The organism is Limnohabitans sp. (genome assembly GCF_046052825.1).
Taxonomy (GTDB): domain Bacteria; phylum Pseudomonadota; class Gammaproteobacteria; order Burkholderiales; family Burkholderiaceae_C; genus Limnohabitans.
Genome location: NZ_JAVLFP010000107.1, coordinates 1 through 13,170 on the forward strand (window position 1 = coordinate 1; position 13,170 = coordinate 13,170).

The 13,170-nt window shown below is 54.0% G+C and carries 13 protein-coding genes, 1 tRNA gene and 1 pseudogene; 6 read left to right on the plus strand and 9 right to left on the minus strand.

Going from position 1 to position 13,170, the window contains the following annotated elements; all coding sequences use genetic code 11:
* Positions 1-51: 51 nt before the first annotated feature.
* The 3 genes from ACKWJN_RS17310 (at position 52) to ACKWJN_RS17320 (ending at position 2,021) form a co-directional block, all read left to right on the plus strand.
* Positions 52-127: transfer RNA gene (locus ACKWJN_RS17310), tRNA-Asn, on the plus strand.
* Positions 128-351: 224 nt separating this feature from the next.
* Positions 352-981 (plus strand): LON peptidase substrate-binding domain-containing protein, encoded by a 630-nt coding sequence (locus ACKWJN_RS17315; protein WP_408598983.1) that lies wholly within the window; start codon positions 352-354, stop codon positions 979-981.
* 140 nt (positions 982-1,121) lie between these two features.
* Positions 1,122-2,021 carry a spermidine synthase gene (locus ACKWJN_RS17320; RefSeq protein WP_408598984.1) on the plus strand — a complete coding sequence of 300 codons (900 nt, stop codon included), beginning with the start codon at positions 1,122-1,124 and terminating at the stop codon, positions 2,019-2,021.
* A 123-nt stretch (positions 2,022-2,144) separates the two neighbouring features.
* Here the strand turns inward: ACKWJN_RS17320 and ACKWJN_RS17325 are convergent, their stop codons facing one another.
* Both ACKWJN_RS17325 and ACKWJN_RS17330 read right to left on the minus strand, forming a co-directional pair.
* Positions 2,145-4,379: a molybdopterin cofactor-binding domain-containing protein gene (locus ACKWJN_RS17325; RefSeq protein ID WP_408598986.1), complete on the minus strand. Its 2,235-nt coding sequence runs from the start codon at positions 4,377-4,379 to the stop codon at positions 2,145-2,147.
* Between the two features lie 25 nt (positions 4,380-4,404).
* A complete protein-coding gene (locus ACKWJN_RS17330) occupies positions 4,405-4,863 on the minus strand; it encodes a (2Fe-2S)-binding protein (RefSeq protein ID WP_408598988.1) in 459 nt (152 codons plus the stop codon).
* 126 nt (positions 4,864-4,989) lie between these two features.
* On the opposite strand from ACKWJN_RS17330, the gene ACKWJN_RS17335 reads away from it, so the two are divergent.
* On the plus strand, positions 4,990-5,925 hold the full coding sequence (locus ACKWJN_RS17335) for a LysR family transcriptional regulator (protein WP_408598990.1): 936 nt from the start codon (positions 4,990-4,992) through the stop codon (positions 5,923-5,925).
* A 10-nt stretch (positions 5,926-5,935) separates the two neighbouring features.
* A pseudogene (locus ACKWJN_RS17340) lies at positions 5,936-6,028 on the plus strand (class II aldolase/adducin family protein); the annotation flags it as partial.
* Between the two features lie 73 nt (positions 6,029-6,101).
* Here ACKWJN_RS17340 and ACKWJN_RS17345 read toward each other — a convergent pair.
* From ACKWJN_RS17345 to ACKWJN_RS17370, 6 genes are all read right to left on the minus strand, one after another.
* The gene (locus ACKWJN_RS17345; protein WP_408598991.1) at positions 6,102-6,929 is read right to left on the minus strand and encodes a transporter substrate-binding domain-containing protein; all 828 of its coding nucleotides are present in this window, start codon (positions 6,927-6,929) and stop codon (positions 6,102-6,104) included.
* A gap of 77 nt (positions 6,930-7,006) precedes the next feature.
* Positions 7,007-7,969, minus strand: a complete 963-nt coding sequence (locus ACKWJN_RS17350; protein WP_408598993.1) for a Bug family tripartite tricarboxylate transporter substrate binding protein — start codon at positions 7,967-7,969, stop codon at positions 7,007-7,009.
* 65 nt (positions 7,970-8,034) lie between these two features.
* Positions 8,035-8,526, minus strand: a complete 492-nt coding sequence (locus tag ACKWJN_RS17355; protein ID WP_408598994.1) for a GlcG/HbpS family heme-binding protein — start codon at positions 8,524-8,526, stop codon at positions 8,035-8,037.
* A 56-nt stretch (positions 8,527-8,582) separates the two neighbouring features.
* Complete coding sequence (locus ACKWJN_RS17360) at positions 8,583-9,551, minus strand: Bug family tripartite tricarboxylate transporter substrate binding protein (protein WP_408598996.1); 969 nt, start codon at positions 9,549-9,551, stop codon at positions 8,583-8,585.
* A 44-nt stretch (positions 9,552-9,595) separates the two neighbouring features.
* Complete coding sequence (locus ACKWJN_RS17365) at positions 9,596-10,573, minus strand: amidohydrolase family protein (protein WP_408598997.1); 978 nt, start codon at positions 10,571-10,573, stop codon at positions 9,596-9,598.
* 33 nt (positions 10,574-10,606) lie between these two features.
* Complete coding sequence (locus ACKWJN_RS17370) at positions 10,607-11,611, minus strand: Bug family tripartite tricarboxylate transporter substrate binding protein (protein ID WP_408598999.1); 1,005 nt, start codon at positions 11,609-11,611, stop codon at positions 10,607-10,609.
* A gap of 103 nt (positions 11,612-11,714) precedes the next feature.
* Here ACKWJN_RS17370 and ACKWJN_RS17375 point away from each other — a divergent pair, with 103 nt between their 5' ends.
* A complete protein-coding gene (locus ACKWJN_RS17375; protein WP_408599001.1) occupies positions 11,715-12,173 on the plus strand; it encodes a MarR family winged helix-turn-helix transcriptional regulator in 459 nt (152 codons plus the stop codon).
* A 12-nt stretch (positions 12,174-12,185) separates the two neighbouring features.
* Here ACKWJN_RS17375 and ACKWJN_RS17380 read toward each other — a convergent pair whose 3' ends face one another.
* Positions 12,186-13,160 carry an amidohydrolase family protein gene (locus tag ACKWJN_RS17380; RefSeq protein WP_408599003.1) on the minus strand — a complete coding sequence of 325 codons (975 nt, stop codon included), beginning with the start codon at positions 13,158-13,160 and terminating at the stop codon, positions 12,186-12,188.
* Positions 13,161-13,170 lie beyond the last annotated feature (10 nt).

Below are 13,170 nucleotides of genomic sequence, written 5' to 3' on the forward strand. Positions count from 1 at the left end.
TTATACTCACGGTCTCAGACAGAACAGCAACATGTTCTGCATACCGATTTTTCCTCGATAGCTCAGTCGGTAGAGCGCCGGACTGTTAATCCGTAGGTCCCTGGTTCGAGCCCAGGTCGAGGAGCCAAAAAAACTAAGGGGCTACGTGAAAACGTAGCCCCTTTTTCTTTGCGCCACCACTGAAGTCCAAAGTTTGGTTCTGAGCGAGGCCAGGGTTGTTTTTGAACTTGATTTCAGCGGCCCTGCAGAAGAGGTCTTTTTCGCTGTCACCGTGTCAACAATCGCCAATCAATCGCACAAATATGACACTCTCGAACATGCAAATCAAGTCAAAATCTTGGTGATAACTTCATGACTCAAATGTCATACGCCACACCCGTGCACCACACCATTCCACTCTTCCCACTTTCACAAGGCCTGTTCCCTGATGGCATGCTGACACTTCAAATTTTCGAAGTGCGCTACCTCGACCTCATCAAACGATGCCACCAACAGCAACAGCCTTTTGGCGTGGCATGGATCAAACAAGGCAGCGAGATTCAAGTGCCAGGCGAAGTGCCTTCACTCCATGCCGTAGGTTGCATGGCAAACATCAGAGAATTTGAGCAACTGCAACCCACGTTGTTTCGCATCTTGTGCCAGGGAGGTTTGCGTTTTCAATTACACGAGGTGCAACCCGGCCCCTATGGCGTGTGGCAAGGCCGCGTGACTTATCTGGCACAAGACCCAGAAGTAGAAGTCCCCCCCGCCATGCAGGCCCATGCTGACAGGTTAGGCAAAGTCATCGCGTCGGCACAGCAACAAGGTGTCATGCACAAGCTGCCCATCTTTGCCCCTTACCACTTGGACCAATGTGGATGGCTGGCCAACCGCTATGCAGAGGCGATCCCCGCGAGCGCGGAGCAAAAGCTACAACTTCTGAGTGAATCAGATCCTTTGAAACGATTGGAATCTGTCATACGCTTGATGCAGCTGCCTTGATGGACCTGCCTCCCACCCAGACAGACCCAAGTGATCATTCACGACAAAGCGTTGGCACTGACAGACAGAGGCTTTTTTATGGGACTGGCGTTCAGGGGGCAACTCAATACTTTCAGGCCGTGGAAATGGAGCCCCTATAAATGGATGTTTTCGAGACATTGATCACCACCAACGACCTGATCTTCGGGTTCATGGCCTGCCTTGCAGCCATTTGGATCGGAATGAGGCTTGCTAAAAAACAAGCCCTCACCTACAAGGGTCAACGCGACAGGGGTACCGATGCGCCAGAACCAGGCAACGGCGATTTACCTTCGGTCAACCACATCGACTACGGCGATATGCGCTTTTTGCATCTGGGTACGCCGTGGGTGCAAGGCTCGATGAAGATCAGCCAGCCGTTCGACATCCACCTCGAGTACGTGCAACGCATGATGGGTTGGCTGTTGTTCACTGACTTAGACCAAGTGCGTCACTTGCAAGCGATGCAGTTGGGCCTAGGCGCAGGATCCTTGACCAAGTTTTGCCATCTTCAATTGGGCATGCACACCACCGCGGTGGAACTGAACCCGCAAGTCATTGCCACTTGCAGACGCTGGTTCAATCTGCCTGAAGAAAATGCCAAGCTCAACGTGTTGCAAGCTGACGCAGCCGACATTGCAAGACGCCCTGAATGGCATGGAAAAATCGATGCACTTCAAGTCGACTTGTATGACCAAGAGGCCGCCTGCCCTGCGCTAGACAGCGAAGCGTTTTACGCCGATTGCAGACAACTGCTGACACACCAAGGTTGCATGGTCGTCAATGTGTATGGCCGTGATTCAAGCGTAGAGACCAGCCTGCAGCGCATCGGCAAAGCATTTGGCGATGACGCGTTGTGGGTCTTCAAGCCCACCACTGCAGGCAACACCATCGTGCTGGCGTTTCGTACGTCTCGCGCCTGGGACAAAACAGCTTTGCAGTTGCAAGCAAAACAGATTCAAACACGTTGGAACTTGCCAGCGACGACATGGTTGAAAGCATTGGCGCCGGCGCGTCGTTGATGAGACACACATGCAAGCATGGAGACCATCCAACTTTGCTCAAAAAATGGGGCGAGAAGCCAAACAAAAGCCCTTGCAGAAATGCAAGGGCTTTTGAATTGCCGCGAAGTCCTTGAAATGCGACTAGGCCATTGCGTTACCAGAAGCTTGTAAAGCTGCCAGTACACGTGAAGGTGCGAACGGTATTTGTCGAAGACGAGCACCTGTGGCATCAAAAATAGCGTTCGCAATGGCCGCAGGAATTGTCGTTGGGGTTTGCTCTCCAGCACCCCAGGTTGGCAAGCCCGGCCGATCAATGAGCACGGCCTCAACTTTAGGCACATCTCCAAATCGCAAGATAGGGTAAGAGCCCCAATCCACACTCTCAATTCGGCTGCCACTCCAGCGCACGTCTTCCATCAAGGTACGGCTAACGGTTTGAATTGCCCCCCCCTGAATTTGATTCAATACACCGTCGGGGTTGATCATCTGTCCGCAATCATGCGCCACCACGAGGCGCAACACTTTCACCTGTCCGGTCTTGCGATCCACTTCAACTTCGGCCACGGTGGTGACGTAGGTGATGGCGTTGTTGTAGCGCACATAGGCAATGCCCCGGCCGCGCACCACACGTGCTTCGGATTTCACTTGGGCTGAAGGTCGTGCTTGCCATTGCGCTGCTTTGAGCGCAGCACCCAACACTTCTTTACCGCGTGCATCTTGCAAATGGCGCAGGCGGAATTCAGCCGCATCGGCCCCCGCCGCATAGGCCAGCTCATCCATGAACGACTCGTTTGCAAACGAGTTTTCAATGCGTCCGGGGCTGCGCAAATGCGAGGCGCGCAAGAAGGTTTGGGCAACGTGCTTGGTGGTGACTTGAATGTTGGGCACCGCATACGGCGCACCTGCGTTTTGAAACAAAAAGCCCACCCAGTTCCCTGGACGAGGAACACCTGTTTCGGTGGCCGATAACAAAGGGAAGTCCAGGGGCTTGAAGGCTTGGATGTGGTTCAGTGCGATGTAGAAATCACCCTTCCACCCTTGAATGTTGCCATTCGCATCCAGTGCCGCTTCGAGGTCCATGGCACGAGGAGGGCTTTTAGGTGCCAACGCAGTTTCATCGTGACGCATCCATTGCACACGCACGGGTCGACCAAGTTCGATGGCAATCAAAGCGGCATCGGCTGTGGCATCTTCATGCCCGTTACGCCCGTAGCAACCAGAACCATCAAGGTAGATCAATCTGATTTTCTCTTTGGGCAAGCGTGTGATGACCGACAACTCATGTTGCATGGAGTGTGTGGCCTGCGATGCAGACCACACCACCAACTGCCCGTTTTCGTACTGGGCCACTGCGCATGAAGGTCCGATCGACGCATGCGTTTGCACCGCAAAGTGATAACTGGCCTTGACCGTTTTTTGCGCTGATGCAAACGCTGTGTCGATTTGCCCCACCTTTTGCGTTGCCTCTTCTTTGGCCAGCGGCATTTGTCGCCACAGCTTGTCCAATTGGTCTTTGGCAGGCAAGTCGGGACCGGGGGTCCATTGCGCGCGAACGACGCGCGAGGCTTTTACCGCTGACCACTCGTTGTCGCAAACAACCGCTAAAAAGTCGCCTTGACGAACCGTGGCCACATAGCCCCTGACTTTGCGGGCCTCTCGGTCATCCACAGACGCAAGCTTGGCTCCGATCTGAGTTGAACGAACAACTCTGGCATGCAACATGCCCGGCAACTTGAAGTCGTGCACATAGGGGTGCTCGCCGGTGACCTTGGCCGGAATGTCCACTCGGGGCACAGAACGGCCGACCAGCGTGTACTCGGTATGCGCTTTCAAAGATGCCTTGGGATCCACCTTGATTTGAAAGCCCTCCCCGATCAAGTCACCGTATTTGATTTGGCGAGAAGGATTGGCCGTTTCTATCACCACACCATTGGCAACCTGCAAGGCGCTGACGGGGACATCCCAGCGCTGCGCGGCACGCGCCAAAAGAGCTTGACGTGCACTGGCCGCCGCGATGCGTAACTCTGAGCCGCCTTGCTGAATCGTCAGCGCGGCCCCCGTGATCCACTGGTCTGGCGTGGTGGCGGTGTCGCCCATCACCATGGTCACTTTGTCGAAGGGAATAGACAACTCTTCTGCGGCGATTTGGCTGAGTGCCGTCTTGGTGCCAGTCCCTAAATCCACCTTGCCGACATACACAGTCACTTGATTGGAGGGGTCAATGGTCAGCCACGTGTCCAAGACATCTTTGGCGATGCTCTTCGCTGGCGAGAGTGATGCCGTTGCGGCATGGGCAAGCTCTGAGAACTGGAAGCTCACCAACAGCAAGCCAGCGCCTGCACCTTGCAAGAAATTGCGACGATGAATGGTTTTCATAGGGAAGGTCTCCTGTGCGGGCCGATCAGGCGTTCACGCTTTTCATGATGGCTTGGACAATTCGCTGATGGGTGCCACAGCGGCAAAGATGACCCGCCAGCGCATCACTGACTTGTTTTTCAGTGGGCTTGGGATTCTTGTGAAGAAAGGCTTGAGCCGTCATCAACATGCCGTTGATGCAATAGCCGCACTGCACAGCCTGTGTGTCGATGAAAGCTTGCTGCAAACGGTTTGGCTTCTGAGAAGAGCCTAGGCCCTCTAATGTGGTGATGGCGCTTGACTGGACCGACTGTGCTGGCGTCACACAAGAGCGCACGGCCTTTCCATCGACCCAGACAGTGCAAGCACCACACTGGCCCAAACCACAACCAAACTTAGGGCCTTGTAAACCCAACTCATCCCGCAGGGCGTACAACAATGGGATATCTGAATCAGCGTCAATCTGGTGCTTTTTTCCATTGACTTTCAGGCGAATGGCGGTCATGAGGACTCCGTCAATAAATGTGATTCCTGTTTATACCCTTCACCAATACGGAAATAACCATCTTTAATTCGCCATTAATTTAGCTATCCTCAATTTATAATTAAGCATAAAAATACACACTTCAAAATGAATCTCAACCGATTGGATTTGATCAGCCTCAGGCTATTTGTCAGCGTGGTGGATTTAGGCAGCTTGACCCATGGCGCCAAAGAGTTTGGCATTTCGTTGGCTGCAGCCAGCAAGCGTATTTCAGAGCTCGAAACCCATATGGGGCAAACCTTGTTGATACGCGGCAAAAAAGGCGTCACACCCAGTCCTGCCGGAGAAGCCATGTACCGTCATTCGGTTGAGTTGGTGGGCCGTTTGGCGCAGTTGTCGCACGCGATGTCAGACTTCCACCTAGGGACCCATGGTCACCTGAGAATATGGGCCAACCCCTCTGCCTTTGCCCACTTCTTGCCACACATGATGTCGTTGATGTCTCAGCACCATCCTCAAATACGCATGGAGTTAGAAGATGTCTTAAGCCATGAAGTGGTTCGAACCGTGGTCAGTGGCGGCGCTGAATTGGGTGTGATTGCCGAGAACACCCCCGCTGAAGGATTAGAAACTGTCCTGTGTGAAGAAGACGAGCTGGTCTTGATTGCGCCCGCACAACATCCGTTGTGCAGCGATCGGCCTGTTCGCTTGCAAGAAATTTTGTCCTACGACTTGGTTGGAATGAACATGTCAACCTCGCTGATGCGCCAAATCAACGGACAAGCATCATTGAGTGGCCAAACTGCTCGCTTGCGTGTGCAGGTGAGAGGTTTTGACAACATGTGCAAGATGGTCGCAGCAGGGGTCGGGGTGGCGATTTTGCCGCACCTCTCGGCACTGCCACTGGCCCCGGCCCTGGGCCTGAGCATTCAACGCATCGAAGGCGAATGGATTCGTCGACGCCTTTACCTGGCCATGCGCAACAGAACGCAGCTCTCAATGGCTGCACGGGCTTTTGTCGCGCTGATACCTGAGTTAACGGTCCCTGACTCAACGACGCGACTTACTGGCCGCAAGCTCTAACTGCCATTTGTACCAACCCAACACACGCAGACCCTATGGTGTGATGGAGTGGCCCGCCTTGCTGCGCATGCTAGACCGTGCGGATCCAAGCTTTCGCACCTGATAGGTTGAAAAAAGGCGCTTCAGGTGGACTGAGCCAAGCCAAGTTCAATCATGCCTTGGCATGCCCTACACACTCAATACTCCGCCGTGATCTTGAATGTGCGCTTCGCAGGTTGCGCGGAAGTTGGGCCAAACCACATATCCCAAATTCTGGCGGCTTCACCCGAGGCTTCAATCTCGAGCAGCGCTTGGTTGATGGCCGTCTTGAGGCGCACCTCGTCTTTCTTCAAGGCAAAGCCCACATTGCGCGACTTGGTGAAGTCTGGCAGAAACAGATAGTCGCCTGAATGGCCGTCATCCCGCACGATGGCGGCCAACACCGTTTCATCGGTGGTGAAGGCATCGACGCTTCCCTCTTTGAGAGCCGCAAATGCAAGGCCATAGTCGCGGACATAAACAAGGTTCACATCAGGCACGACCTCTTTGAGGTTGCCGCCCGCCGTTGAAGTGCTGGCGGAACTGGCCTTGCGCCCGGAGAGCTGTTGAACAGAGGTGATGCCCGACGACTTTTTCACAATCACCGCATGCGGTGTGACAAAGTAAATGTGGCTGAAGTCAATGTCGCGCAAACGCTCTGGCGTGCGCGTCATGGAGGTGGCCACAAAGTCGAGCTTGCCCTGCTGCAAAAGTGGAATGCGCTCGGCGCTTGAGAGCGCCGTCATCGCCAAGCCCAGCCCCAAGCGCTTGGCCACCGCGCGCACCAAATCGAGGTCATAGCCCGTGAGGGTGCCATCCGCAGCCTTGAAAGAAAACGGAGGCGTGGTGTCGCTCACCCCCACCCACAATTGACCGCGCGAGGTCACCTCGTCGAGTCGATCCGCCAGCGCAGAGGAAACAAGCGCGCTCAACAAGGCCGCACAGAACACCCCACGCAGCGTTGTGAAAATTTTTGAAATTGGCATGTTCACTCCATTGTTTCTTTGTTCAACCTGGCCGCGCTCGCGCGTCGGCAACGAGATCGGTCTTGGCAACCCGAGCGTCACTCCGGCTTGATGTTCGCTTCTTGTATGGCTTTGCGGTAAATCACCAGGTCTTTGGCCAACAAAGTGGTCAGCTCGTGGGGGGAAGAAGGCTTGGGCTCATACCCAAGGTCAATCAAACGTTGGGTCACACTGGGCATGGCAATGACTTTGATCAAGGCCGCATTCAGTCGTGCCACAACAGGTGCTGGGGTATTGGCTGGCGCAAAGATGGCCTGCCAGCCTTCGTATTCAAAGTCTGGCAACGCAAGCTCTCGGATCGTGGGCACGTCAGGTAACAAGGTCATGCGACGCTGGCTGGTCACAGCCAAAGCCCTGAACTTTCCGGATTTGATATGGGGCAGAGAGACTGCCAAAGTATCCATCGAGACCGCGATCTCTTGCCCCAACAAAGCCAGCGTCATGGGCGCATTGCCTTTGTAGGGCACATGCAAGATGTCAATGCCAGCGGCACTGCGAAACATTTCCATGCCCAAATGGAGCGGGCCTCCCAGGCCAGACGAACCATAAGTGATTTGTCCAGGATGCGCTTTGGCGGATTGAATCAATTCAGACAATGTTTTGATGGGCGAGTTGGCATTGACCAACACCACCATGGCGTAGGTGGCCACGTTGGACACCGGCTTGAAGTCTTTCACGGGATCCCAGTCGACTTTTTGCAGGTGTGGCAAGACGGCTTGCCCGTTGTTGGCAAATAGCAGGGTGTAACCATCAGCCGCAGAACGAGCCACCAACGACGCCCCTAACGCACCACCGGCGCCTGCTTTGTTGTCGACGATCACCGGTTGCTTGAGTTCGGTGGCCAATTTTTCAGCGATGGTGCGTGCCACCGCATCGACACCCCCACCCGCTGGAAACGGAACCACCAATTTGATGGCTCGGCCAGGAAAATCCTGCGCTTGGGCCATGCTGGTAAGCATGGCCACCATCAACCCAAAAGCACACACGATGATTCGATTCAACACAGTTCGCGTGTGCAGTGCGGGCCCTGAGTCAACAAGGGCCCGGTTTTCTGATGCGAGTGCCATCACTTGAGTGCGTCCACACCAGCGCCTGCAACCGCCATGTCTTGCTCACCATTTCCACCACTGACCCCGATGGCACCGATCAGCTTGCCATCCACCACAATGGGCACGCCGCCTGGCGTGGCAGCAATTCCAGGAAAGCTGAGAAAGAACGGATGGCCGCCCTCAACGCCATCAAAAAATACCTTGGTGGGTCGGCGATAACGTGCAGCTGTCCAGGCTTTTTGCTGAGACAACTGAGTGGCTGAGTAGGGTGCGCCGTCCATGCGAATGAAGTACACCAGATCTCCGGAAGGTTCGACAACTGCCACGGAGTTGGGAACTTTGATGTCAGCCGCCTTTTTCATGGCCGCTTCAGCCGCAAGCTTGGCTTGCGCATAGGTGATGGGGGTGCCAAAGGGAGGCGCAGGTGGAGGCGCAGGTTGAGATTGTGCGAAGGCGGTTGAACATAGTGCCAGCAAGCCGGCTGCAAAAAATTGTTGGGTCATGGTCATGTCGTTGTCTCCTTGAATGTCAATGAATCAGGTATTCTGGAATCAATAAATCAGGTTTACTCAGGGGTAATACCCGCGCTCTTTGCCACCGTCTTCCAAGTTTCGAGCTCGGCAGCAATTCGAGTTTGCATGGCGCTTGGAGATTCAAACTTGGCTGAAAAACCAATGCCCATCAGTTTGCGCTGGATCTCTGGGTCCATCAGAGTTTTCGACAGCGCATCCGTTAAAGCGGAAAGCGCAGCAGGTGGCGTCTTCGCGGGCACCATCAAACCATGCCAGATAGAAACCCCAAAACCGGGGACAAGCTCTGCCACCGCCGGGGTGTCTTTGAATTTATCGACGCGAGTCGGATCCATGGTTGCCAACATTTTCAGACGTCCGGTGGCCACAAAGTCAGCCACCGACTGTGAGGTTGAGACCAAGATGGGGACTTGCCCCCCAACCACATCGGTCACTGCTGGAGCAGCACCCCGGTAAGGCACGTGCGCGAGATTGGATCCTGCACGCGTCTTGAGCAATTCCATCGCAAAGTGATGCGGCGTCCCATTTCCGGGCGTTGCATACGACAACTTAGAAGCATCCAACTTCATTTGATCGATCAATTCACGCAGATTCGTCACAGAGGAAGACGGATGCGCCAAGATGAACATGGGGGTCGTGGCGATCAAACCTACAGAGGTCAAATCTTTTTGGATATCAAAAGGTAATTTTTTGTAGAGATATGGGTTGACCACCACACTGTTGGACACATGGATGAGGGTGTACCCATCTGCAGGTGACTTGGCCACAAAGTCTGTTCCAACATTTCCCCCTGCGCCAGTTCGGTTCTCCACAATCACCGCTTGCCCCAAATGCTTGGCCATACTTTCGGCCAGTATTCTTGCCACAGCGTCATTGCCGCCACCGGCAGCCAGAGGCACGACAAGCTTGAGCGGCTTGCTCGGAAATTTATCGTCGGCCACGGCGCTCGCAGCGCTCAAAGCCATGACACCCAGCGCGATCACACATCGGATGAATGTGTTCATTCTTGTCTCCTTATGAAATTTAAAGTTGAATCACCGATGGATGCTCAATCGCTCACCACGGCAGAGATGACGTCTGACATGCGTGGAAACAGTTGAACGGCATTCGAATACGCCACACGTCGTTTGTCTGCATCACCCCACTTGAGATTTTGCAAACCATCGGCACCTTTGCGCATTTGATCTTTGGGTCCAAACGGGTAATCTGTGCCGAACAACACATGTTCGACAGAGGCCACGCTGGCGAGGGCATCCATGGTGGTATCTGATGTCGACAAAGCACAGTCGTAATACAGTTTGCCGAGCTCTGCGGGTAGCCCGTTGGGGATGAACTCTCGCAAAGCTGGGTTGTTGGTGGTCAACACATCCACGCGCCCGCCGAGGTAGGGCATGGCCCCGCCGGCATGGGAAAAAATCCAGCGAATATCGGGGAATCGCATCAAAACCCCACCAAAGATCAACGAAGCCATGGTGCGCGTTGTGTCAAAGGTGAACTCCAAGGTGGAAGCAGAGAGTTGATTGATCTTGACCTCGTGCAGAGGTGATGTTGGATGAACAAAAACAACCGTTTTTTTGCGATTGAGTTCTTCGTACAAAGGCCAGAAATACCTTTCACCCAGATAACGGTCCTCATAGTTACTCAACAAACACACGCCATCACTGTGGAGCACGTCCATGGCATAGGACAGCTCATGCAAGCAGGCCTCCATGGTTGACAGTGGAAGCGCTGCAAAACTGCCGAAACGTTTTGGATAGGTACGGGTGAGGTCCGCTGCAAAATCATTGCACCAGCGCGCTGTATCGCACTCCCCCTGTGGGGTCAGTCCACGAAATCCTGGCGCAGAGACAGATGTGATCGCCAGTTGTATTCCCGCCCTGTCCATGCCCTCCAATGCAGCGTCGAGACTCCAAGGAGGAACTCGTCCGGTTGACCCCTGAGAACCGACTGCATGCTCGCCGACAGCTTGCACATAGTGATCGGGCAAGATGTGCTGGTGCACATCAATCAAGGGAGATTGGGTCATAGGTTGATTTGGGATTTTGAAATGGTTCATACCTTACTCGGCCACAGCGCCCGTAGATTTGATCAGGGCACGGTACTTGTCAGCATCATCTTTGATGGCATTCGCATAATCACGGGGGTTCGATTTCAACATCACCAACCCCATGGTGGTGAGTTGGGTCTGAACTTCTGGGTTGGCCAACACATCGGACATGTCTCGGTACAAAGCGGTCACGATCGCCTCAGGCGTATTGGGCGGCAACACAAAACCCACATTCACAGCGACCGAAAAACCCGAGATACCAGATTCGCTGACAGTTGGCACCTCTGGCGTTTGGGCAACCCGTTGTGGGGTGGTCACGCCAAGAATTCGGACTTTGCCAGCAGCCACCAAGGGCTTGAGAGAGGGCATGGCGGACAAAGCCATTTGGACTTCGCCACTGGCCAAAGCCACTGCAGATTGAGAGGCGCCCTTGAACGGGATGTGGGTGGCTTTGATCCCGGTTTTAGACACCAAGAGTTCCATGCCCAGATGGTGAACAGAACCTACACCCACGCTGCCATAGGCCAAAGGCTCTTTGGCCGTCTTGGCATAAGCGATGAGTTCTTGCACGGTTTTGATGGGTAAGTCTGCATTCACCGCCAAGTACAAAGGCGCGGCAACCGCGTCCGTCACAGCGACAAAGCCTTTGGACGTGTCGTAAGGTAGTTTTTTGTACAGGAACGGGTTGATCGACAACTGCCCCGTGTCAGCCACAAACACGGTGTAGCCGTCGGGTGCGGCATTGGAGACAAATCCTGCAGCGATCGAGCCCCCCGCACCAGGTTTGTTGTCCACCACAACAGGCTGACCCATTTTCTTAGACAAGGCATGCGCCACTGCGCGGGAAACGCTGTCCACTGCGCCGCCCGGTGCCATGGGAACAACGAAGCGAATGGGCTTGTCAGGATAACTTTGCGCCGCAGCAGCCAAACAGCACAACATCAAAGTTGTGATGCCAAGCACCCTCAAAGTAGACCGCTCGCAATGAGCAAGCAAGCGTTGCCATCTGATTTTCATTTCTGTCGCCTTTTTCTTTCGTCAAAGTCAAATGTCAAAAGCCATGAAAGTTCCCTATCATCCCAAGGCGCCTGAGTTCAATTCACACACCTGCTCAAGACCCATGCACAAACCACAAGAAGACCCCACGCCAGACAATGAAAGTCTTGGATTTTTGGTGCGTGGCGCCTACCGCGCTTTCACCCGATCTCTCAACGCTCAGCTTGCGCAACACGATATCCCCTCGTCCAACTGGTCCGCTCTGCGCGCTTTGTGGCGACAAGACAAATGCAGCCAAGTTGAGTTGGCAGAACGCTTGCATGTTGAAAAATCATCATTGAGCCAAGTCCTTGTTTCTTTGGAGAAAAAAGGGTTGGTTCAATTGACGCGCAACACACAAGACAAGCGAAAAACAATCGTTGAACTGACCCCCAAAGGCCGACAACTGAAAGATGAAATTTTGCCCATCGCAGATGTGGTCAACACAGAAGCCACGAACGGACTTGATGAGGCCGAAGTGATTCATATCAAGCGCATGCTCGCGGCGATCATTCAAAACTTGCAAAGTTCCAACCGTCCATGATGAACCTGAGTCTCACAGCTCAAGTCGAAAAATTCGAGCCGCATTGCCCCCCAACACCAAAGCTTTCTCCTCTGGCGTGAACTCAGCCGAGTCGAGATAGGCAGGAGAGGCGCCGATAAACGGATCATCTGCCCCCCAAAGCAGGCGTTCAACGCCCACAATATCTCTGGCCATTTTCAAACTGGGACCGAAAAATGAGCACGTGTCGTAATACAAATTTCGAGCGTACGAGCTGGGCAGATTGGAGATGTATTTTCGACAGTCAGGAAACAAACGATAACCGTTGTCCAATCGCTCCAACAATCCCAAAAGGGCGCCTCCCGTATGGGCAATGATGAACGGGAAGTCTGGATATCTTTCAAACACACCCGCGTAAATCATCCTTGCGACGGCGGTGGTGGTGTCATACACAAATCCAACCCGAAGAGGCAACTCAAACTCATCCATGTGGTCCGAACCCAAGGGCAGCATTGGGTGTTCAATCACCGGCAACTGTCTGCGGTTGATCTCCTTCCAAACAGGCTCCAAGTCCGGGTGGTTGAGCGGCTTGCCTCCAATATTTGAACCCATCGCAACACCGATGAGTCCCAGCTCATCGACTGATCGCCCAATTTCATGCAGCGCAGCCTGTGTGTCGCCCAGAGGCAGCGTTGCGACACCTTGAAAACGGGTTGGATGGTCGTTGCAAACTTTTGCGGTCGCATCATTGATAAAGCGAGACAGCTCCCCCTGCCGGTCCGCTGGCCAGTCGTAAACACTGGGACTGCTGAGCGAGAGGATTCGCATGTCAACGCCTTGTTTGTCCATGACTGCCATGCGATCTTCAGGCGTGAAAAAATCTTCTCTGAACCAGGCCACGGTTGAGTTACCTTTGCGAAGCAAGGTCTGCCCAGCTTCGGTCTTGGAGCTGGTCAACCCCATAAAAGCGGTTAACTCTTCAAGGTACTCACGGTCAACGATGTGCGCGTGGGCATCAATAACTTTCATGGATTCAGTC